This window comes from Bifidobacteriaceae bacterium, from assembly GCA_031281585.1.
Lineage (GTDB): Bacteria > Actinomycetota > Actinomycetes > Actinomycetales > WQXJ01 > JAIRTF01.
In genome coordinates, this window is record JAITFE010000044.1 from 1 (window position 1) to 19,913 (window position 19,913).

General features: G+C 68.9%; 14 protein-coding genes. 3 read left to right on the plus strand and 11 right to left on the minus strand.

The genetic code is table 11. From position 1 onward, the window contains the following. Positions 1-277: 277 nt before the first annotated feature. Positions 278-574, plus strand: coding sequence for a ribbon-helix-helix domain-containing protein (locus LBC97_04475; protein ID MDR2565307.1), 297 nt, complete (start codon positions 278-280; stop codon positions 572-574). 21 nt (positions 575-595) lie between these two features. Here LBC97_04475 and hrpA read toward each other — a convergent pair whose 3' ends face one another. Together hrpA and LBC97_04485 are read right to left on the minus strand one after the other, a co-directional pair. After that, a complete protein-coding gene (gene hrpA / locus LBC97_04480) occupies positions 596-4,900 on the minus strand; it encodes an ATP-dependent RNA helicase HrpA (GenBank protein ID MDR2565308.1) in 4,305 nt (1,434 codons plus the stop codon). A gap of 34 nt (positions 4,901-4,934) precedes the next feature. Then, complete coding sequence (locus LBC97_04485; protein MDR2565309.1) at positions 4,935-5,396, minus strand: methylglyoxal synthase; 462 nt, start codon at positions 5,394-5,396, stop codon at positions 4,935-4,937. Positions 5,397-5,590: 194 nt separating this feature from the next. Between LBC97_04485 and LBC97_04490 the strand changes: the two genes are divergently transcribed. Continuing rightward, positions 5,591-7,702 carry a DUF6020 family protein gene (locus LBC97_04490; GenBank protein MDR2565310.1) on the plus strand — a complete coding sequence of 704 codons (2,112 nt, stop codon included), beginning with the start codon at positions 5,591-5,593 and terminating at the stop codon, positions 7,700-7,702. 26 nt (positions 7,703-7,728) lie between these two features. On the opposite strand, the gene LBC97_04495 is transcribed toward LBC97_04490, so the two are convergent. The 8 genes from LBC97_04495 to LBC97_04530 form a co-directional block, all read right to left on the minus strand. Continuing rightward, on the minus strand, positions 7,729-9,279 hold the full coding sequence (locus LBC97_04495) for an aldehyde dehydrogenase family protein (protein MDR2565311.1): 1,551 nt from the start codon (positions 9,277-9,279) through the stop codon (positions 7,729-7,731). Positions 9,280-9,783: 504 nt separating this feature from the next. Then, the gene (locus LBC97_04500) at positions 9,784-11,424 is read right to left on the minus strand and encodes an AMP-binding protein (GenBank protein ID MDR2565312.1); all 1,641 of its coding nucleotides are present in this window, start codon (positions 11,422-11,424) and stop codon (positions 9,784-9,786) included. A 416-nt stretch (positions 11,425-11,840) separates the two neighbouring features. After that, positions 11,841-12,716 carry an SDR family NAD(P)-dependent oxidoreductase gene (locus LBC97_04505; protein MDR2565313.1) on the minus strand — a complete coding sequence of 292 codons (876 nt, stop codon included), beginning with the start codon at positions 12,714-12,716 and terminating at the stop codon, positions 11,841-11,843. Positions 12,717-13,110: 394 nt separating this feature from the next. Continuing rightward, positions 13,111-13,833 (minus strand): thioesterase family protein, encoded by a 723-nt coding sequence (locus LBC97_04510; GenBank protein ID MDR2565314.1) that lies wholly within the window; start codon positions 13,831-13,833, stop codon positions 13,111-13,113. Positions 13,834-13,879: 46 nt separating this feature from the next. Further along, positions 13,880-14,515 (minus strand): TetR/AcrR family transcriptional regulator, encoded by a 636-nt coding sequence (locus LBC97_04515; GenBank protein MDR2565315.1) that lies wholly within the window; start codon positions 14,513-14,515, stop codon positions 13,880-13,882. A 27-nt stretch (positions 14,516-14,542) separates the two neighbouring features. Then, the gene (locus tag LBC97_04520) at positions 14,543-14,833 is read right to left on the minus strand and encodes a hypothetical protein (protein MDR2565316.1); all 291 of its coding nucleotides are present in this window, start codon (positions 14,831-14,833) and stop codon (positions 14,543-14,545) included. A gap of 123 nt (positions 14,834-14,956) precedes the next feature. Further along, on the minus strand, positions 14,957-16,222 hold the full coding sequence (locus LBC97_04525; protein ID MDR2565317.1) for an acetamidase/formamidase family protein: 1,266 nt from the start codon (positions 16,220-16,222) through the stop codon (positions 14,957-14,959). A gap of 258 nt (positions 16,223-16,480) precedes the next feature. Further along, positions 16,481-17,086 carry an AmiS/UreI family transporter gene (locus LBC97_04530; protein ID MDR2565318.1) on the minus strand — a complete coding sequence of 202 codons (606 nt, stop codon included), beginning with the start codon at positions 17,084-17,086 and terminating at the stop codon, positions 16,481-16,483. Positions 17,087-17,981: 895 nt separating this feature from the next. Between LBC97_04530 and LBC97_04535 the strand changes: the two genes are divergently transcribed. Continuing rightward, entirely contained in the window at positions 17,982-19,322 is a 1,341-nt protein-coding gene (locus LBC97_04535) for an OFA family MFS transporter (protein MDR2565319.1), read from the plus strand. A 268-nt stretch (positions 19,323-19,590) separates the two neighbouring features. On the opposite strand, the gene LBC97_04540 is transcribed toward LBC97_04535, so the two are convergent. Continuing rightward, on the minus strand, positions 19,591-19,913 hold a 323-nt coding region (locus LBC97_04540; GenBank protein ID MDR2565320.1), incomplete at its 5' end, for a hypothetical protein.

Consider the following 19,913-nt stretch of genomic DNA (forward strand, 5'->3'; position numbering starts at 1 on the left):
TGTCTGGTCCTCGAAGCGCGTCATGGGCTCCCCTCCACACTCTGGGATATGTTCTATCCCAGACTACGCCGCGGACAAGCCCAAACGCCAAAGCAACACAAAAGAGACTCACACCCCCCGGCGCGCCCTCGAATTCGAGGTCTGACGTGCGGAATTACCTGATCGACACGGACGTCGTCTCGGAGCCCGGCAACGCGATCGAACTTGTGGCGCCACTTGATGACGACGGCCGCTGTCTGCTTCGTCATTGCGGCTATGCCCGCAACAGTTTCGTGTGGTGGTTGACAAGATGACGGCGCACGGGAAGCGCGGGAACCATGGCACTGTGGGCGGCGTTCCCGTCACGGACCAGTTGGTGCGGGCCTCGAACGACCAGGTCGACGAACGTTCTCCGGCGGGCCGGGAGCGTCATCCGGGCCGTCCCAGCTTGAGCGGCGACGGCGAGTCCCAGGTGGTGCAGTTCCGCGCCACACGGGTTCAAGTGGAGGCGCTGGATAGGAGGGCGAAAGCCACCCACCGGACCCGCTCGGAGTTGGCGCGCGAGGCGCTCGACCTGTACCTGGCGGGCGACTGACGCCGCGCCCGAACGGGCGGCTTAGGCCGCGCCGGCGAGCGCGCGGCGGACGCGTTTCGCGCTGATCGGGTAGGCCGTGCCCAGTTGCTGCGCGAACAGTGAGACCCTCAGTTCCTCGATCATCCAGGGAACTTCCGGCGGCACGTTGGTCGCCGCCGCGACTTCGCGGTCCAGTTCGCCGAGTTCCCACAGCGCTTGGTCTTCCCGCGCCCGGTTGGCGCCCAGCTTGGCCAGCCGGTGGGCCTCCGCGTCCAGGTAACGCCGCAGGTCAGGAAGCCGGCCTAGGCCAGCCCGGCCGATGAACCCCGCGCCCGTCAGCCGCGCCAAGTGGTCTTTGACGTCCATGACCGACTTCAGCACTTGGAGGTCGGCGACGCGCGCCGCGTCAGCCTCGATTCGGCCCGCTTTGGCGATTATGCCCGATGCCGTCTTGAGCGCCCCGTAGGCCTCGTCCTCCAGGCGGTCGCGCAGTTCGGCGCGCAGCTTTTCATAGGCCGCCTGGTCGTCCGGCACGCCGGCCCGGTCGAGGGCCGCCTGGATGACGGCGCGCTGCACGTCCAGCGTCAGGTCCGCGACGGTGGGATACCGCGAGGCCGCCAGCGGCAGAGCCTCCTCCGGCCGCAGGCGGCTGGTCAGCCGTTGGGAGGGCAGGGCCAGGCCTTGGAGCAGTTGTTCGCGGACGGCGGCGGCCAACTGCGCAGCGGTCGGCGCGGTGTCAGCCAGCTCCGTGGCCAGGGGGTCCGCCGGTCTGGGGGCGGATGGGGTCAGGGTGGCGGCCGCGACGCGTTCGATGGCCGCGTTGACCTGGGGCGCGACTTCCGCCTGGGCCGCCGCCAAGCTGTGGCTTCTGACCATCACGCGGCCCTTGGGATCCTCGATTTGGAAAGTGATCTTGAGGTGATCCGGAAGCGCTTCGGGGTGCCAGGCCTCCGGCGGGATGTACAAGCCGCGCGACTCCCGGAACAGGCCGGTGAGGGCTTCGGTGAGGGGTTGAGCGCGGCCGTCGCCCGTTTCATGGTCGGCTGGGCCGCCCAGTTGTTCCAGCGCCCGCCGGGCCGTGGCCTGGGCGGGCAGCAACTCCGCCCGCAAGGGTTTGGGCAGGGTCCGGATCAGGCCCGCCACGAGGTCCAGCCGCAGGCCGGGCACCTGCCAGTCGAATCCGTCCGGCCGGGCCTGGGCGGCGTGCCGGATCGGGATGTGCACCGTCACGCCGTCATGCGGGCTGCCGGGCGCGTATTCGTAGGTGATCGGGAATACGAGGTCGCCCTGGGCCCATTCGTCCGGGAAGCCCGCTTGGGTGGGCTCGATCGCCTGCTCCAGTTTGTCGGGCGTGATCGTTAGGCGCTCGGGGTCCTTGGCTCGGGCCTTCTTCCACCACGATTCGAAATGGCGGGCCGAGGTGGCCTGCTCCGGCAGGCGCCGGTCGTAGAAGTCGAACAGGTCCTGGTCCGTGAAGACCAGGCCGGACTGGCGCGAGCGGGCCGCCAACTCCTCGGCCCGCTCCAGCAACTCGCGATTGCGCCGGTCGAACTCGTGACGGCTGCGCCAATCGCCCTCCACCAAGGCGTGCCGGATGAACAACTCCCGCGCCAGCGCAGGGTCGACACGGGACAGCAGCACCGGGCGCGCGGCCACCACCGGCAGGCCGTAGACCAGCACCTTCTCATTGATCACGGCTGCGCCGCGCTTGGCGGACCAGCGCGGCTCCGCATAGGTGCGCCGGGCGAGGCCCGGCGCGGCCTGCTCCACCCATTCCGGTTTGATCGCGGCGCAGACGCGCGCCCACAGACGCGACGTCTCCACCAATTCGGCCGCCATCACCCAATCAGGCTGACCGCGCCGCAGAGCCGATCCGGGAAAGATCGCGAACTTGATGCCGCGCGCGCCCAGGTACTCGGCGGACCGGGCGGCTCCGCCGCGCGCCGCCGCACGGGTGGGCGCGCCTTTGGCCCGCACCGGCGTGACCTGTTTCATCCCGATTTGCGACAGCAGTCCCTGGAGCAACGCCCGGTGGATCGAATCGGCCGGCCACTCCAACCGAAACGCCTTGCCGGAGCTATCCGCGACCGATTCGGCGTTGCCGGACGCGGAAGCGACGGATTGGCCGAGCGCTCCGCCGGCGTCTGGGTTCCGTAGGGGTTCACCGTGCGCGGACGGGCTGTGTTCCGAGCGGCCGGGGGCGGGCTGGGTGCGGGAGTTGTCGCGGGCCGCCGCGTCTGCGGCGTCGGGGTCACGGGGGAGTTCGTCGTGCCCCGGCCCACCGTGTTCCGGCCGGCCGGCCGCAGGTTGGGGGCTGGAGTTGTCACCCGCCGCTGCTCCGCCTGCGTTGGGGTTCCGAGTGGTCTCGCCGCGCCCGTGCCGACCGTGTTCCGAGTGGCCGGGGGCGGGCTGGGTGCGGGAGTTGTCGCGGGCCGCCGCTTCTGCGGCGTCGGGGTACCGGGTGGGCTGGTCGCGCGGGGGCTGGTCGTGTTCCGAGCGGTCGGCCGCAGGCTCGGAGCGGGAGTTGTCACCCGCCGCCCGACTGGGGGGCCCCGGAGCCGGGCGGGTGTTGGTTGGGTGAGCGGACCCCGCGGGGCGCTGGTTCTTGGGCTGGGCGCCGCGGACGGCGCGCTCCAGTTCCTTGACCAGGTCCTGCCACTCGCGGATGCGCAGGTAATTCAAGTATTCGCGGCGGACCAGGCGGCGGAACGCGGAGGAGGAATTGGCGCGGCGGGCCGAGCGGAGGTACTCCCAGAGGTTGAGGAAGGTCAGGAAATCGCTGGTCGGATCGGTGAAGCGGGCGTGCGATTGGTCGGCCTGGGCGCGGAACTCGAGCGGGCGCTCGCGGGGGTCCTGAATGGTCAGCGCGGCGGCCACGATGGTCACCTCTCGTTCCACGCCCAAGGCCTTGGCCTGGACGATCATGCGGGCCAACCGCGGGTCGAGGGGAATGCGGGCGAGTTGGCGGCCGATCTCGGTCAGGCGGGTGCGGCCGCCCTGCTCCTCGATGGCGCCAAGCTCTTGGAGCAGGCGGACCCCGTCCGTGACGGCGCGGGTGTCCGGGGGCTGGACAAAGGGGAAGCTGACGACCTCGCCGGGGGAGGAGACCACGCCGACCGCCAGCATCTGCAGGATCACCGAGGCGAGCGAGGTGCGCAGGATTTCCGGGTCGGTGAATTGCGGGCGGGATTCGTAATCATCGCTGGAATAAAGGCGGATGCAGATGCCCTTGGCGATGCGGCCGCAACGGCCCGCGCGCTGGTTGGCGCTGGCCTGGGAGATGGGCTCGATCGGCAGGCGCTGGACCTTGGTCGCCTTCGAATAGCGCGAGATGCGTGCCGTGCCCGGATCGATCACATAATGGATGCCGGGGACCGTCAAAGACGTCTCCGCCACGTTCGTGGCCAGCACGATCCGGCGGGCCGAATGCCGCTGGAAGACCCGGTGCTGGTCGGCGGCGCTGAGGCGCGAATACAAGGGCAGGACCTCAACGCGCGGGCCCAGTTCGCCCGCCAGCACGTCCGCCGCGTCCCGGATCTCGCGTTCGCCGGAGCAGAAGACCAACATGTCGCCATCGCCCTGTCGCATGAGTTCCCTGGCCGCGGCCGCGATCGCGGTGGGCTGGTCCTCCGGGACGCCGTTCTCCCCCGGCGGGCGGTAGCGGATCTCAACCGGGTAGGTCCGTCCCGACACCTGGACCACCGGGGCCGGTTGGCCTTCGCGCGGACCGAAATGGGCCGCGAACAACTCCGAGTCAATTGTGGCTGAGGTGATGACCAGCTTCAGGTCCGGCCGGCGGGGGAGCAAGTTCGACAGGTATCCCAAGAGGAAGTCGATGTTGAGGGAGCGTTCGTGGGCCTCGTCGATGATGATCGCGTCATAGGCGCGCAGTTGCGGATCCCGTTGAATCTGGGCGAGCAGCACGCCGTCAGTCATCACCTTCAAACGGGTGGCGGACGAGGAATGGTCGGTGAAGCGGACCTGATAGCCCACCGTTTGGCCCAGCGGCGTGCCGAGTTCCTCGGAGATCCGCTCCGCTGTGGCGCGGGCCGCGATCCGGCGGGGCTGGGTGTGCGCGATCATGCCGCTCTTGGGTCCGGCGGAGCGGTCGCGGCGATCGCGAGACCGGGGGGTTTGAGCGTTGGGCGACCGGACGGCATCGGGCGTCTGGCTGGAGCCCCGGCCATAGCCGAGCTCAAGCAGAATCTTGGGAAGTTGGGTGGTTTTGCCGGAGCCCGTCTCCCCGGAGACGATCACGACCTGGTTGGCTTGGATGGCGCGCGCGATCTCCTCGCGCCGGGCGCTGATCGGCAACTCCGGCGGAAAGGTGATGCGGACGGGCGCCATCCTGGCGGCGGCGTGACTCAACTTCGCTATTGGATCAGGCGACCAGGCCGTGGTCGTCCCACTGGCGGGGTTCCAGGTTCGGGCGGGCCCACTGGTAATCGGAAGCGAACAACGGCGAGGAGATCATCAAGTCCGCGGTCGCGGAGTTGCAGGCCGCGGGGGCGTTCCACAAGGCGGCCAGACGCAACAGGGCCTTCACGTCCGGGTCGTGAGGCTGGGGCTCCAGCGGATCCCAGAAGAACATCAGCACGTCCAGCCTTCCTTCGGCGATCATCGCGCCGACCTGCTGGTCGCCGCCAACCGGGCCGGACAGCAGCCGGTTGACCGGCAAGCCGAGTTCGTATTCCAGCATGGTTCCCGTGGTGCCCGTGGCCCACAGTTCGTGGCGGGCCAGGGTCCCGCGGTTGAATTCCGCCCACTTCAGCAGGTCGGCCTTCTTGTTGTCATGGGCGACCAACGCGATGCGCCGCCTGTTGTGCGTGCCTTCTTGAGCCATGGGGTCAAGCTTGCCAGGTCGCGGTTACGGGCGGGGAACCGGCAGTTGAAGTGTCGGGGGTCGGCGCCGCATTCGACCGGCGGAGGACGGGGAGCGTTGGCCAATTGGTTAGCATGGGCCCGTCCGGGCTTGGGCCATACGCCGGTCAGCCAAAACGCTGGTCAGCCAGCCCGGCGGGGTTGACGGGGGGACCGATGCTTGAGACGACTGCCTCAGCCACGCGGCGCGGCGGCTGGGCGGAGCGCCATGGGGGGAGAGCGTGGGCGGTGGCGATCGCGCTGGCGATCGCCACCGCTTACGCCTTGGCCGCGTTCGACCGTCCCCAGGTCCTCGGCCGGGGAGGCGGCGGTCTCGGGTCCGCGATCTGGCCCGCGCTGACCGCCCTGCTGGTCGCCGCCGTGGGCGCCATCTGGTACCGCCGCACGGTCCTGAGCAGGCCATTCGTTTTGACCGCCGGGGTTCTGGCGGCGTTGTTCACGGTCTGGACCGTCACCGGGATGAGCTTCAAGCATCACGGGGTGGCCTGCCACTGGTCCAACTGCGCGGTCGGCTCCGCGACCGATTTCACGCCCGCCGCCGTTATCGGCTTCTTCGCGCTCTACTACGCCGCCGTCGCGAGTGCTGTCCGGGCCGCCGACCGGTTCGCCGCAGGCGGCGCTCAGGCAGGTTCGCTTGACGGGGGCCAAGGGCCGGGCGGGAAGGCCGGGGCGGCCGGGGCGGCGGGTCCCCTGTCGGCGGGTGCTGCGGCGCCGTCTGCTGGTCGCCCTATGGGAACGCCGTCTTCGCGTGCGCTGGCAGCGATTCGGCTGCGGCGGGCCGCGCCGAGGGACCGCGATTCGCTGGGCGCCCGGCTCAGCCGCTTCGTCAAGCGGCACCCTTTCGGGGCGGCGGCGAGCGGCATCGGCGTCCTGTGGTTGCCCTATTGGGTGGTGTTTTTCCCGGGCACGTACGCGTTTGACGGGTTTCGGCAGTTGAACGAGTTCCTTGGCTACCTGGACCGGACCACGCACCACCCGTATATGGCGACCACGCTGATGGGCGGGCTGTTCTCGGCCGGCAAGGTGTTCGGCGTCAATGGGGCGCTTTTTGTGTACACGGTGGTGCAAGGCGCGCTCGCCTGCCTGGTGTTCGCCTTGACCTGTTCGACCGCCTTCCGGGTCGCGTCCGCCTCGGGGCGGGGGCGGGTGCCCCTCGCGGCCTGGGGTGCGGCGCTGGCGTTCTTCGCGCTGGTGCCGGTGTTCCCCATAGGCGCCACCGTTGTGTACAAGGATTACCCCTACACCCTCAGCGTGCTGGTGCTGGTGAACGTGCTGGTCAGGGCTGCGGTCAGCCGCCGCGTGGACATAGCGGGGGCCGCGCTGTTCGCGGTCGGGGCGTTTGGGGCGGCAGCGTTCCGGAACGACGGGATAGTGATCGTGGTGGCCTGCGCGGCTTGCCTGGTGGTGCTGCTGCGGCGTCAGCGAGTGCGGATCGTGGTCGCAGCTGGAACCGTGGTTGGAGCTCTAGCGCTGGCAAACGCGGTGGTGTTCCCCGCCCTGGGCGTGGCCAAGTACTCCAACGCTGAGATGCTGAGCGTGCCGCTGCAGCAGACGGCGCGGTACTTGAAGGTCCACGGGGACGAGGTCACCCCCGCCCAGTGGGCGGTGCTGCAGTCGCTCCTGAAGGACGGCAAGCGGGCCGAGGACCTCGCCGGGGCGTACAACCCGACCCTGTCAGATCCGGTCAAGAACCGGTTCAAGTCCTTCGATTCCGAGGCGCTGAAGCGCTACGGGGGAGTTTGGCTTGAAATGCTCGCGCGCCATCCGGGCACCTACGCCGAGGCGACGGTCGGGAACACCTACGGCTATTTCTGGCCCACCACCAAGGCCAACGTTCCGCCCATCCAATACCCGGACCTGATTCACTTCCGGACCGGTTACTGGGACGCCACCAAAACGCAGCTGACCAGGCCGGATGCGGGGCTTGACCCCAATTACCCCGCCGCGCTGGGACCCGCGCGGGAAGCCGCCGTGAAAGGCGCGAAGGCGCTGGCGACCGCGCCGGTCTTGGGCCTGGTGCTCGCGCCCGCCTCCTACTTTTGGGTTCTCCTGACCGCTGCGGCTTTGCTGATCCGCCGCCGCCGCCGCTGGCGGGCGCTGACGCCGTTCGTCCCGGCCGCGCTGGTGTTCCTGGTCTGCCTGGCCTCGCCGGTCAACAGCAACCTGCGGTACGCGTTCCCTTACGTGGTTACGGTGCCGCTGCTGGTGGTATACACGCTGTGGGCGCTGGGCGGCCCCAGCCCAGGCCGGCCCTTGGCGTCCGAATGACCCTACTCAATAGGCGGGGAGGACACTCAATAGGCGGGGAGGACGGTGCGCTGGATGCGCATGAACTCGCCCAGTGCTCCCCGGCCATCCACCGGGAGCGCGAGCCCGGTGTTGACGGCCACCAGGCCGCGGCTCAGCCGGGCGCCGATCCGTTCGGCGTTCCTGGTGCCCTCGCTCATCACGTAGGCCGCCGTGCCATAGGGGGATGCGTTCGCCCAGGTCAGCACGTCCTCTAGGTCGTCATAGGGCACTATGGCGGACACCGGGCCGGTCAAGTCGTCGACCGCTGGCAGGGGGCCTCCGGGCAATTCCCCCAGCACCGTCGGTTGGAAGAAGAAGCCCGGGCCGGACGCCGCCTCACCGCCCGTCAACACGGTCGCGCCGGCTTTGACTGCGGCGTTCACCTGCGCCAGCGCTTGGTCGCGGAGTTGCGCGTTGAGCAGCGGGCCGACCTGGGCGGCGGTGGTGGAAGGATCGCCCACAACCAGATCGCCGAAACGCGCGGCCAGTTGTTCGGCGAACGCGGCGGCCTGCGATCGGTGCACATATACGCGGTGCGCGCAGTTAGCCGCCTGTCCGTTGAAATGGGTGGCGGCGCTGACGGCCGCGTCCACCGCGGTGTCCATGTCCGCGTCCTCCATCACGATGAACGGCGCGGGGCCCGCCAATTCAAGCGAGATGCTCGGCGCGCCGTTCGCCGCCAGCGGCAGCAGGCCCCTGGCCGTGGCCAGGTCGCCGGTGTAGGAAAGCTTGCGCAGCCGCGAGTCGCCCAGCACCGGCTCGATCACCGAGGGGGCGTTGACGCACGGGATCACGTTGAACGCTCCTTCCGGGAGGCCGGCCTCCACAAGCATGTTGGCGAAGGCCATAACCGCCAGCGGCGTCAGTGCCGCCGGCTTGAGGATCACCGTGCAGCCCGCCGCGAGCGCGGGCGCGGCCTTGCGGGCGGCGGTCGCCAGCGGCTCCTCGTTCGGCAGCACAATTGCGGTCGGGCCGATGGGACGTGGAACCCAGTGCACACGGAAGGTGGCCGTTGGAATTTGGGAATCTGAGGAAAGGGCGGGGGGCCAGGGCGCGGGGACGGCGGCCTCGGCCGGGGCCGCCAAGCCAAGCGGGCCGCCCAGGCCGGGGCGGGTGGCCAAGCGCGCCCGCCCGCGACGGCCGCGGCCCCAGGGGTGACCCGTCCGCCCCGACAAGCGGGCGGTCGCGGCGATGGCCAGGCGGACCGCTTCGGCGGCGGCCAGGACCTCGGTTTGGGCGCGTTCGGGCGGGATGCCGGCGTTGCGGGCCAACAGGGAGGCGACCTCGCCGTTGCGGCGGATAAACGCGTCCAACGCGTCCGTCAGAATGCGGCCGCGGTGCTCGGCTGTGGTGTTGGACCAGGCGGGGAACGCCTCGGCGGCGGCGTCGAGGGCGTCCACCGCGTCGGCGGGTGTGGTCGAGGCGAGTTCCGCTAGCGGCTGGCCCGTCGCCGGGTCCGCCACCGTGTAGGTGGAGCCATTGGCGGCGGCGCGCCACTCGCCCCTGATGAAAAGCTGGTCCGGGGCAAGGTGCAGCGTGGTGGTCTGATCGGTCATGTGGCTCTCCCGTGTTCAGGCGGCGGCAGCCTGCGTCCGCCGCGACCAGCCATGCTGGCACGACCCGCGCCGCGCGGCCCGCCCGCGACGGCGAATCCCACACTGCGGGCGCGGCAGGACGCGGTTGGGCCGCGAAGTGCGACTGAAATGACGATCGTGATCCGCTGGTGGATCACGAAGGGCTTGGAGGTTGCGTTTGGGGCTTGGATCTGGTCGATTGGGCCGCCAAGCGCGACTGAAATCACGATCGTGATCCAGCGGTGGATCACGATGGGCTTGGAGGTTGCGTTTGGGGCATGGAGCCCGTCCGTTGAGGGGCCAAGTGCGACTGAGATCACGATCGTGATCCGCTGGTGGATCACGAAGGGCTTGGAGGTTGCGTTTGGGGCCGGGGGCCGCGCTGTGGGGTGCGTGCCTCGGCCAGGAGCACCGGCGGCACAGTCACTGGGGATCAGGAGCCAGGCCCGCGAGGAGTGGGCAGCCAAGACCCGGCGCTCGACGGTTTCAGTTGGGTGGAACCCGGCCCGAGATGTGCAGGTTGCCCGATTGGTCCATCCAGGCCAGGTCGTTCAAAGTCACGGTCCTGCCGCCGCGGAGCTCATCCGGCGCGGCCAGCAGCGACTGGGCCCTCACCCGCCCGGTTTGCCCCACAGGCAGGGGCTTCCCGTCCTCGCCGACCACCTCAACGCGCGCTCCCACGCAGGGCCGCCCCACGTTCGTGGGGTCAAGGGCCAGGTCGGCGCCAACGGCGACGGTCAGCGTGCCGGTTTCGGTGGACCCGTAGTAGTTGACCAGGACACGCCCCCAACGGCGCTGAATGGTGGCCGCCGTGGCAGCGTCCATCGGGTCCCCGCCGGTGACCACCACGTTGACCCGCTCCCCAACCGCGTCCGGGGCACCCGGAGTGTTCAAATACGCCGCCAGGAAACCCAACTGCGCGGGCACCGCCGCGACCACAGAAATTCCATAGCGGCGGATCGCATTCAGCGCGGCCTGGCTCTTGGCCTGGGCGCGCGCAGCTCGTGCCGCCGCAGCTGAGTCCGGCTCCGCCAAGCCGGGCCCCACAATGCCCGGCCCCACCAAACCGGCTCCGGCCAGGCCGGGCCCCACCAGGCCGGGTCCCACCAAACTGGGTCCCGCCAGGCCGGATCCCAAAGAGTCTCGCCCCAAAGAGTTCCGCCCCGCCAAGTCCGAGGCGTCTGCGGGCGCGGGTCGCCCTGCCCGCGCCGAACACGGGCCGCCCTTCTCCGCCGCGTCCTGCCCCCTGCTCGTCAGCTCTGCGGCCAACGCGGACTGTAGCACCATTGGCGAGCCGCTGATCAGGCATAACGCGGCCATGGCCAGGCCGTAGCCGTGGCACAACGGCGGCCAAACCAGCGTGGGACGCCCCGCCCGGACGCCAGTCGCTCCGGCGAGCGCCAGCCCCGCCAGCGCCCGTGCCGCCCGGTCCGCGACGTTCACCGCCTTCGGCGCGCCCGTGGTGCCGGAGGTCAGCAGCGCCAGCCGCCCGCCCCGCCTCCTCCCAACTCGGGCTTCGCCCGTCCCCCGGTTCGGCGGTTCAGCTCCCAAACTGGCCAACCGTGCCGCCAGACCGCCCTCTCCGTGTGCGGGTGCCCGAAACGCGACTCCCGGCCGCGCCGCCTGGGGCGGTTCGCGCCCACCTGCGCGTTCCCATTCGCGCAAGGTGGCCGTGGACACGCTGGCTCCGGACCCCGGCGACCAGCGCCCAGCCAGGTCCGGCGAGTGAATCAGCAGGTCGACGCCCCTGGCTTCGAGCGGGCGCAACTGGTCCGCCAAGTCGCCGCGGGGGTCGAGCACCGCCAGGTGGGCGCCCACACGTGTCGCGGCCGCCATCGCCACCAGAAACTCCCGGTCGTCCCAGCAGGCCAGCGCCACCCGCCCGCCCCGGCGGACCAATCCCCGGCGCACGATGCCGTTCGCCCACCCGCCAGCCATCCCGTCCAGTTCGCGGTAGGTGGCCGGTCCGCGGTCGTCAATCAGGGCCACGCGATCTCCCCAGGCGTGAGCGCCACCCGCCAACGCCCCGGCGATCGTCAAGCCGTCGCGCGGCAGCGCCGCGAACAAGAAACGTGCCAGTCCGAACGGGTCCCGAACCAGGCCCAGGGCGCCGAGCCCCGCCGCCAATTGCGCGGCGGCGTCAACAGCCGCCGGCCGGGTGTCAGAAATCGTGGTTCGCCCGGGGCGGGCTGCCCGGAATGCCGAAACGGAAACGGGGACGGTACCTGTTTTTTGCGAAGGCTGTGTCAACACGGGTGGCGGTCCGGTTCGCGGCGTGGACGGGTACTGGTCCGCCAAAACGGGGCCGCCCCCATCTCGAAACGGGGACGGTACCTGTTTTCGGGAGGGCCGTGTCGCTCCGGGCTGCGGTCCGGTTCGCGCCGTGAACGGGTCCTGGCCTGCGCGAACAGGGGCCTCCCCATCTTGAAACGGGGACGGTACCTGTTTTCGGGAGGGCTGTGTTGCCCCGGGCGGCGGTCGGGTTTGGGGTGTGAAGGGGCCCTGGCCCGTGCGAACAGGTTCGTCCCCGTCTCGAGCGGCGGTCATGGGCGGAGGCCCGCCTTGAGCGCGGCCGTCCAGAGCGCATCGGCGGTGCGGGGGGCCACGTGGGCGGCAACGGCCGCGGCGGCTGCCCACCAGGGGCGGGACAGTCGGGGGCGGCGGGCGATGGCGCGGCAGACGGCATCTGCGGCTTGGGCGACTGTCAATTCAGGCACCGAGTAGCGGCCGGCGGTGGGGGCGCTCATGGCGGTGGCGACCCGGGGGAGGTGGACGGACGTGACCGCGACCCCGGCGGCCCGGAGTTCGGGGGCGGCGCTGGCCAGCCACGCCTGGAACGCAGCCTTGGACGCGGTGTAGGCCGACCAGCCCGGTGTCGGCACGTCGACCTGGGCGGTGGAGACGTCGACTATGTGCCCGGACCCGCGCCGCGCCATCTGGTCCGCGAATGGTAGGAGCAGGGCGACGGGGCCAAGGAAATTGATTCTGGCCAGCCGGTCCACGTCGTGGAAACGGGCCGCGTACTCCGGCAGATAGCGGTGGATTGAGTGGCCGGCGCAGGAAACCACCAGTTGCGGCGGGCCGAAGAACTCGATGATTTCCTCGGCGAGCGCGTTTGCGGCGTTGGCTTCGCGGAGATCGACCGTCCGGGGCTCCAGGCGGCGGCCGTGCCGGGCCGCCGCGGCGGCGAGTTCGGCGAGCGGTTCGGCGCTTCGCGCCACCCCGATCACGTGCGAGCCGAGCGCGGCAAGGCGTTTGGCGACCTCGCGCCCAATTCCCCGCGAGGCGCCGGTGACCACCACCGTTCGCCCCACCACCCAGGGTTGAACCCGGTCGGGTCCGCCGCCCCCGAGGGGCACGCCGAGCAAGGCCGGGGCAAAGCGGTTGGCCGTGCCGCGGGCTGGGACGCCAGGGCTCATGGGCGACTCCTTCCGGTGCCGGGGGCTGGAGCCGCCTGCGGGCGGCTCTTTGGGAAGCGTAGCCCCGCCGCCAGTCGGGAAACAGGCCCGTGCGGAAAACGATAGGCAGACCGTTACGAAGGGACTGCGCCTGGGCTCTTGTGCGAATGCGTTCCCCGTGTCAATGCGCTCCCGGTGCGGCGCGGATGCGGGCGGCGGGTTGGCTGGGTTGGCGGGGCGAGGCGGCTGGCCGGGCGGTGTCGGCTGGTTGGTGTCCAGCCGGGGTGGGGCGGGCTGCCGTGGCTGGGGCGGCGTTTGCCGGTTGGGGTCAGGTCCTGGCGGGGCGAGGCGGCTGGCCGGGCGGTGTCGGCTGGTTGGTGTCCAGCCGGGGCGCGGCGGGCGGCTGTGGCCGGGGTCAGGTCCTGGCGGGGGGACGGGTTGCCTTGCCCATGAAATCGGCCGCATCCACGATGACGCGGGTGTGTCGGCCGTCGGCGATCACGCGCGCGTCGTCTTGGGCCGCGACGGCGAACTCGAGTCGGTTGCCGAGAACCAACTCGAGGGTCGCCGTGGCGGTGACGACCGCGCCGATCGGGCTGGGCGCTTTGTGCGCCACCTGGATGGCGGTGCCGACCGACGTCTGGCCGGGATTCAACTTGTCCTGGAGGCAGGCGCAGGCCGCCTCTTCCATCAGCGCTATGAGCATGGGGGTGGCAAAGACCTCAAGGGTTCCGCTCCGCGCCGCCTTGGCGGTGTTCGTCTGGTTGACGGTTGTGGTGGCGGCGGCGGTCAGCCCAAGGGTGACGGCCGAGTCGACCAGGCCGCCTTGCGCGCCGAGCACGGCCGCCACGATGTGTTTGCACAACAGGTCCCCACGGTTTCCAACACCGCATTGGCACCAGTGACGGCTGAGGTCGGCACCGCCTTTCCGGAACTGGATGCGTGTCAGCAGCACGGTCCCGCGGTCGCGGACGGCCACGGTGACGCCCTTGTCGTCCTGGTCGGATCGTTGGACATCCGCCACAGCGTCCGACTTGTAGAGCTTTATCCCGCTGCGGATGGCGTTGACCTCATGGCTCCGGCTCTCCAGAGTGGCCAAGGTCACGGCCGCGCCAATGGGCAAGTCCACCTGCGTCACAGCTCGATCTTAACGTTCGCCGGGCGGCGGCCGGTTGGCCGCCGGGTCACCGAAGAGCCCAGTGTGACAGGGCTGGCGTTCCGGGGGCGCGGACCCCCTGCGACAGCGGCGTGCCGGCGTACATGATGTCGGCGAGGCGTTGCCATTCGGCCACCGCGTCCAGTTCCGGGTCGCGGATCCACCGCATTCTCAGCCCGTCGAGCACGGTGTAGAACGCCTCGGCCGCCCAGACCGGGTCCGGGTGGTCGTCGCCGATCAGCTTGGCCACCGCGTTGATCGCGGTGTCGTGCCGTTTGAGAAGGTAGCCGCGGGCGACATGGCCGTGGTCTGTGGATTCCGCGCTGAGGTGGACGTAGAGCTGAATGCACACCGGGCTGCTCCACACGTCCCGGACCACCTGGTCGAGGCACAGCCGGGTCCCCAGGCCGTTGTTGGCCAACAACGAAACCCTTCTGCGCAGCACTTGGGTGTAGTGGTCGAGGACGGCCTCAAGGAGCGATGTGGTCGACGGGAAATAATGCATGACCCCGGGCGCTGTCATGCCGCAGCGGTCTGCGATCGCCTTGAAAGTGAGAGCCCGGTAGCCGAATTCCGCGATGAACCGGCTGGCGCACTCGACGATTTGCTGACAACGGGCCTCGGGGCTCAGGCGCCTGCGGGCGCGTTCTTGTGTGCCTGGCATTGGCGGGCAGCCTCCTAACGCTGGCGTTTACGGTCTGGGCAGTTTCGCGTGGCGAGGGTCGTGAGTGACGGGTTGGCGGGAGCGCCGGCCAGCGGGGGGAAGAGAGTCCACCACCTGCGGCTCGCAGGCGGTGCGTTCGGTCGCCTCGATCAGTTTCATCCTCGGGTCGGTTGAACTACGGCCGATCCGGGGCGCGGTGAAGACCCGCCTGGCGCTCTTTGCGCAGGTGGGGCATGACGTGTTGGTTCCGCCAGCGCCCATGGGGGCGAAACGGTCGAACTTGCCGCAAGTGGAACAACGGTACGTGTAGGAAACCATGTGAGGAAAACCTTTCTTTGCGTGGGGTGGCCCGGGGCCCTGCCCAGGCCCCGGGCCGGAGTGCGGGCCGAAGGCCCAGGGGCGAAGTCAGCCAGCCGCCCCTGGGCCCCGACCCCGTTGGGGTTAGCGCGAGTAGATGGACATAGCCTTGGGCGCGCCAATGCCCGGGTTGATCTGGTGCGGCAGGCCGGGACCCGGGCGCACGTCGAATTCGAACATTTCGACGGGCAAATACACCGTCGAGCAGGAGTTCGGGATGTCGACAACGCCGGAGAGGCGACCTTCGATCGGGGCGGAGCCCAGCAGGAGGTAGCCCTGCTCGGGGCTGTAGCCGAAGGTGGTCAGGTAGTCGATGGCGTGCAGACACGCCCGCTGATACGACAGGTGCGAATCAAGGTAGCGCTGCTCGCCGTCGAGTGTCACCGACGTGCCGGAGAAGGCCAGCCAGCGCTCGAATCGGGGGTCGACCGTGCCGGGCATGAAGATGGCGTTCTCGGTCACGCCGTACTTCGCCATGCCGCCCTTGATGACGTTGAAGCTCAGGTCCACGTAGCCGCCCATCTCGATGGCGCCGCAGAACGTGATTTCGCCGTCGCCCTGAGAGAAGTGCAGGTCGCCCAGGGAAAGGTTGGCGCCGTCGACGAACACCGGGTAGAACACGCGGGTGCCCTTGGTGAAGTTCTTGATGTCTTGGTTGCCGCCGTTTTCCCGCGGCGGCGCCGTGCGGGCGCCTTCACGAGCTATCCGGTCGTATTCGGGGCCGCTCAACTTGCCGATCAAAGCGCTGTCCGGCTCTGGCGGCAAGGCCAGCGGCGGAACGCGGGTCGGGTCGGTGTCGATCAGCGCTTGCTCGCGGGCGTTCCACTTCGCCAACAGCGCGGCCGACGGGGCTGTGCCCATCAGGCCTGGGTGGATCATTCCGGCAAAGCTGACCTCCGGAATGTGGCGGGAAGTGGCGACTTGGCCTTTGAACTCCCAGATCGCCTTGTAGGCGTCCGGGAACACATCGGTCAGGAATCCGCCGCCGTTCTCTTTGGCGAACACGCCGCAATAGCCCCAGCCTTGGCCGGCCAGGGGGCCGTGGTCCTCTTGGGGAAGCGGGCCGATGTCCAGGATGTCGACAACCAACAGGTCGCCGGGCTGGGCTTCCTTGACGCGGAACGGGCCCGACAGCTTGTGGACCGAGTTCAACGGCGCGGTGAGGATGTCCTCCGCCGAGTCGTCGTTCTTCATCCAGCCGTCGAACCATTCGCGGACCTTGATGCGGACGGGGGTGTCGACAGGCACTTCGGCGACCGCCGGGATGTCTGGGTGCCACCTGTTGTGGCCGACCTTCTCTTGATCCTTGAACGGTTTGGTCGAATCAAGTTCGAAGATTACTTCTGGCATTTTGAGTTTCCTTTGTTAGCTAGTTGACGCAAGAGGGGCTCCCCGCCTCTTGCGGTGCGCGGCGGCGAGCCGCGACTTGTGGTGTTGGCAACCACCCCTCCACGAGGGTCGAGTTGGGCAGTGTTTGTGGGATTACCACCTCCTTCTTTGGATGCGATTGGATGCGTGCTGATGCGTTCTGACGCGTCTTGCCCGGCGGGCGTTGAGGACCCCGCGCGCCGACGGGCCAGGTCGCGCCCGGCGCTCGCGCCGGCGGCTTCAGGCAGGGTTCTTGGCGGTCAGCGCCTTGGCCGCAGGGGCGGCCAGGACCAGCATGACCACCGCCAGGGCGGCCAGGGCGATCGCAAACGGGGCGTCGGTGCGCCAATGGCCGGTCAGCATCAACATGGCGGGCACGCCACCGGTGATGATGCCCTCCACCGCCGCCACCCAACCGGTAGCCGGACCCCACGCGGACTTGCCGAGGCCCAGCAGCATAAAGAACATGAACCACAACGCCCCCCACATCAGCCACATGACCGCCGAGGTCAGGTTTCCGGTCTGGAAGAAGTCGTAGGCGGCGAAGCCGAGGGCCGCTGCGGTCACGAACAGAGAGAACCAGCCGAGCCCGCGCCCGTCCCAACCCATGACGTTGTTGATGCCGACCCACAGATAGGTGAAGCCGAACAGATACAGGCCGGCCGCGCCGGCGATCACGTCCGGGTCCCCGCCCGAGGAAACCACCAAGTAGGTGGGCGTGAACACCTGGACGGCGCCGGCGAAGAAGTTCAGGGGGGCGGCCCCCTTGGGTGAGATGTGTCCCAACAGCATGATGCCGTTGATGAACAAGATGGCACCCACGTAGAGAAGTCCAACACTTCCCATTTGCACAATTCCTTTCGTTTAGACCGGCGGCGCGGCGCCGTAGCGGAACCCGCCCGCCGTGGTGGAACGACCCCTTGCGATCTGGGCAGCGGCGCCTTCTGGGCGGCGGTGCCCGGATAGGCAACAATGCCTTGCCGGGAGCAGGTCCCTATTTAGTCCCGCATAAACAGCGGGCCAGTGCCGGATGGCCCCCCGGACGTCGACTGTATTTCCAGAAGATATCAGGTCGGTTCCGTTCCGTCTTCTCTTGTGACCGGTTCTGCTTGTAGCTACCCCTCTAGCCACACCGACCGGCGCCGGTGCCATCTTGGAACCGCCGCCTTATTTAGCCTGGTGTAAATAGTGAGGTTTTCCGGTCGTTACCAACGAAAGGCTAGTTGGAACGTTGATCGGCGTCAAGCGGGTTATCTTTGAGCCCCCATCAATAATATAACCAACAGTTATCGATTGGGGTTTCTTGGGCCTGGGCGGTGCTGGGAAGGCTTTGCCCCCGAATCGGTTGCCATATGAAAGCCCAGGTCACAGCGCTACCCGCACCGTCGCGTAATTCTACTCGCGCGCGCTCGGCCCCATGCCCGCGTGGTCGGCGAGGCGTGGGCGGTGATTGGCGAAAAGGTCGCCGGATTACCGCCGCCCGCCGACGGACAACCCCTCATAAACCCGGCGTTGTTTAGGGTTCCGAAAGCAAGGGCATGTTGCGCGGGCCGGAAACACCGTGTTATCTTGCTGGGCGGCATCACCTTTTCGCGTGGGGTCGCGAACATCGCACCACCACTCACTTCTCCGCGTGCCGTTGGCACACGCGCAGGGCGGCGCAAACCACCCTGCGAACAATGACAACCGTCCGCCTGCGGACGTTTCGGCACGCGCTTTAACCCACTGACTTGGAGTCTCCATGCACAACCGTTGGCTCGTGGGCGCGCTGCCCGCCGTAATGATCCACGTCTCAATTGGATCGGTCTATTCTTTTTCCACTCTCACAAAGCCGTTGATGGCGGAAATGGACGCCCCGGAGTCCACCATCAAATGGGCCTTCTCGATCGCCATTTTCTGCCTGGGCTGTTCTGCGGCGGGCTTGGGGAAGTTCGTGCAGGACTACGGGCCCAGGGTCTCGGCCAGGATCTCCGGGGTCTGCTTCGGCCTGGGAATGATCCTCACCGGCGTGGCCATCTTGAGCCACTCGGTCACCTGGCTGTTCCTGTGCTACGGCGTGTTGGGCGGGATTGGGTTGGGCACGGGCTACATCACCCCGGTGAAGACCCTGATCCGCTGGTTCCACGACCGGAAGGGCATGGCCACGGGCATGGCGGTCATGGGCTTCGGCTTCGGGTCGGTGATGGCCGGGCCGGTGTTCGCCTGGCTGATCGGACTGTTCTCGGAACACGACGCGGCCGGCGCCGTCACCGCCTACCACGTCGCCCCCGCGTTCCTCATCATGGGGACGGTGTACGGGGCGATCCTGATAACGGCATCGTTCATCATCCGGGTGCCGCCGCCGGAATGGGGCGAGGTGATAGACGACAACGGCGCGGCCGTTCCCCAACAGCGGCAATACAAGACCACAGAGGCGCTGCGCACGTGGCAGTTCTACGCGCTGTGGGTGATGCTGTTCGTGAACATCTCCTGCGGCATAGCGGTCATCTACACGGCGTCGCCAATGATGCAGGACACGGTGGGCGTGGACGCGCAAACCGCCGCGCTGCTCGCCGTGTCCGGGGTGGCGCTGTTCAACGGATTGGGACGGTTCGTGTGGGCGTCGTTGTCCGACAAAATGGGGCGCCCGTTCACATTTGCCGCCTTCTTCGTGGTGCAAGTCGTCGCCTTTGGCGCGCTCGGCGCGCTGTTGGCCGCCGGCCGGGCCGAGCAGGCGGTCTTCCTGGGGCTGATCTACCTCATCGCCACCTGTTACGGCGGCGGCTTCGGCACCATCCCGGCCTACCTGTCCGATCTTTTCGGCAACGCCAACGTGTCGGCCGTCCACGGCTGGGTGTTGACCGCCTGGGCGCTGGCCGGCGTGGTGGGGCCCACCATCTTGGTATGGGCGAAGGGCGGCGAGGAGACCTACCAGCGCGCGATGTTCTTCTACGCCGGCATGCTGGCCGTTGCCTTGGTTGTGTCCGTCGTCTTGTTGACCGCGTTGCGGCGATCGCGCGGCGGGTTCGACCCGTTGCACCGCGATTATCGAGGTCAGCGGGCCGGGGATCGAAGCGACTTCGAGAAGACCTCCTCGCCATAGAACGCCCCACTGGGTGTGGGAATCCTCCAAGTCCGGCCCGGCCAGGTCCTCCACGTCGGCGGCGACGGCGGCAGCGACGGCGGCAGCGACGGGAGCTGTGATGGTGCCCGGCGGGCGAGGTGTGTCCCGACCGTCCAGACGAAAGGGACCGTCCCCGTTGGGTGTGCGTTGGAAAGGGGATGGCGCCCCCTCCATGCGGAGGGGGCGCCATCCCCTTTTCCTTGTGGTTGATTCCTAGACGGTGCCCCAGCGGGGGGCCTGGGCTGGTTTACAGCGGGTCGCCGGCCTCCGCGCCCGCGCGGGTGCTGTTTGAGCCCTTCGGCGACGTGTGGTCGGCGGTGTCCAGTCGAGTCTGGTACTCCCAGATGGCGTTCCGCAGCCGCAGCGGCGGCACGTCCATCGACTGGGCGGCCGCGTTGATCAGCCCGAGCGCGGTCTGGGAAGAGACTTCGGTGCCCGCCGCCGAGCTGGCGAATTCGGCCAGCCACGGATCGAGCGGCTCCGTCTCGACGCCGGCCACCAGGGCGAGGCGCGCCCAGCTCAGTCCGGAATGCTGCGACGGCAGGTTGAGCCAAGCCTGATGCAGGGACC

Bases quoted from the DNA above. Each gene is read 5' to 3' on its own strand.
- LBC97_04530 (MDR2565318.1), bottom strand. From the start codon at position 17,086: ATGGGAAGTGTTGGACTTCTCTACGTGGGTGCCATCTTGTTCATCAAC.
- LBC97_04525 (MDR2565317.1), bottom strand. From the start codon at position 16,222: ATGCCAGAAGTAATCTTCGAACTTGATTCGACCAAACCGTTCAAGGAT.
- LBC97_04495 (MDR2565311.1), bottom strand. From the start codon at position 9,279: ATGACCGATCAGACCACCACGCTGCACCTTGCCCCGGACCAGCTTTTC.
- LBC97_04535 (MDR2565319.1), top strand. From the start codon at position 17,982: ATGCACAACCGTTGGCTCGTGGGCGCGCTGCCCGCCGTAATGATCCAC.
- LBC97_04505 (MDR2565313.1), bottom strand. From the start codon at position 12,716: ATGAGCCCTGGCGTCCCAGCCCGCGGCACGGCCAACCGCTTTGCCCCG.
- LBC97_04490 (MDR2565310.1), top strand. From the start codon at position 5,591: ATGCTTGAGACGACTGCCTCAGCCACGCGGCGCGGCGGCTGGGCGGAG.
- LBC97_04520 (MDR2565316.1), bottom strand. From the start codon at position 14,833: ATGGTTTCCTACACGTACCGTTGTTCCACTTGCGGCAAGTTCGACCGT.
- LBC97_04515 (MDR2565315.1), bottom strand. From the start codon at position 14,515: ATGCCAGGCACACAAGAACGCGCCCGCAGGCGCCTGAGCCCCGAGGCC.
- LBC97_04485 (MDR2565309.1), bottom strand. From the start codon at position 5,396: ATGGCTCAAGAAGGCACGCACAACAGGCGGCGCATCGCGTTGGTCGCC.
- hrpA (MDR2565308.1), bottom strand. From the start codon at position 4,900: ATGGCGCCCGTCCGCATCACCTTTCCGCCGGAGTTGCCGATCAGCGCC.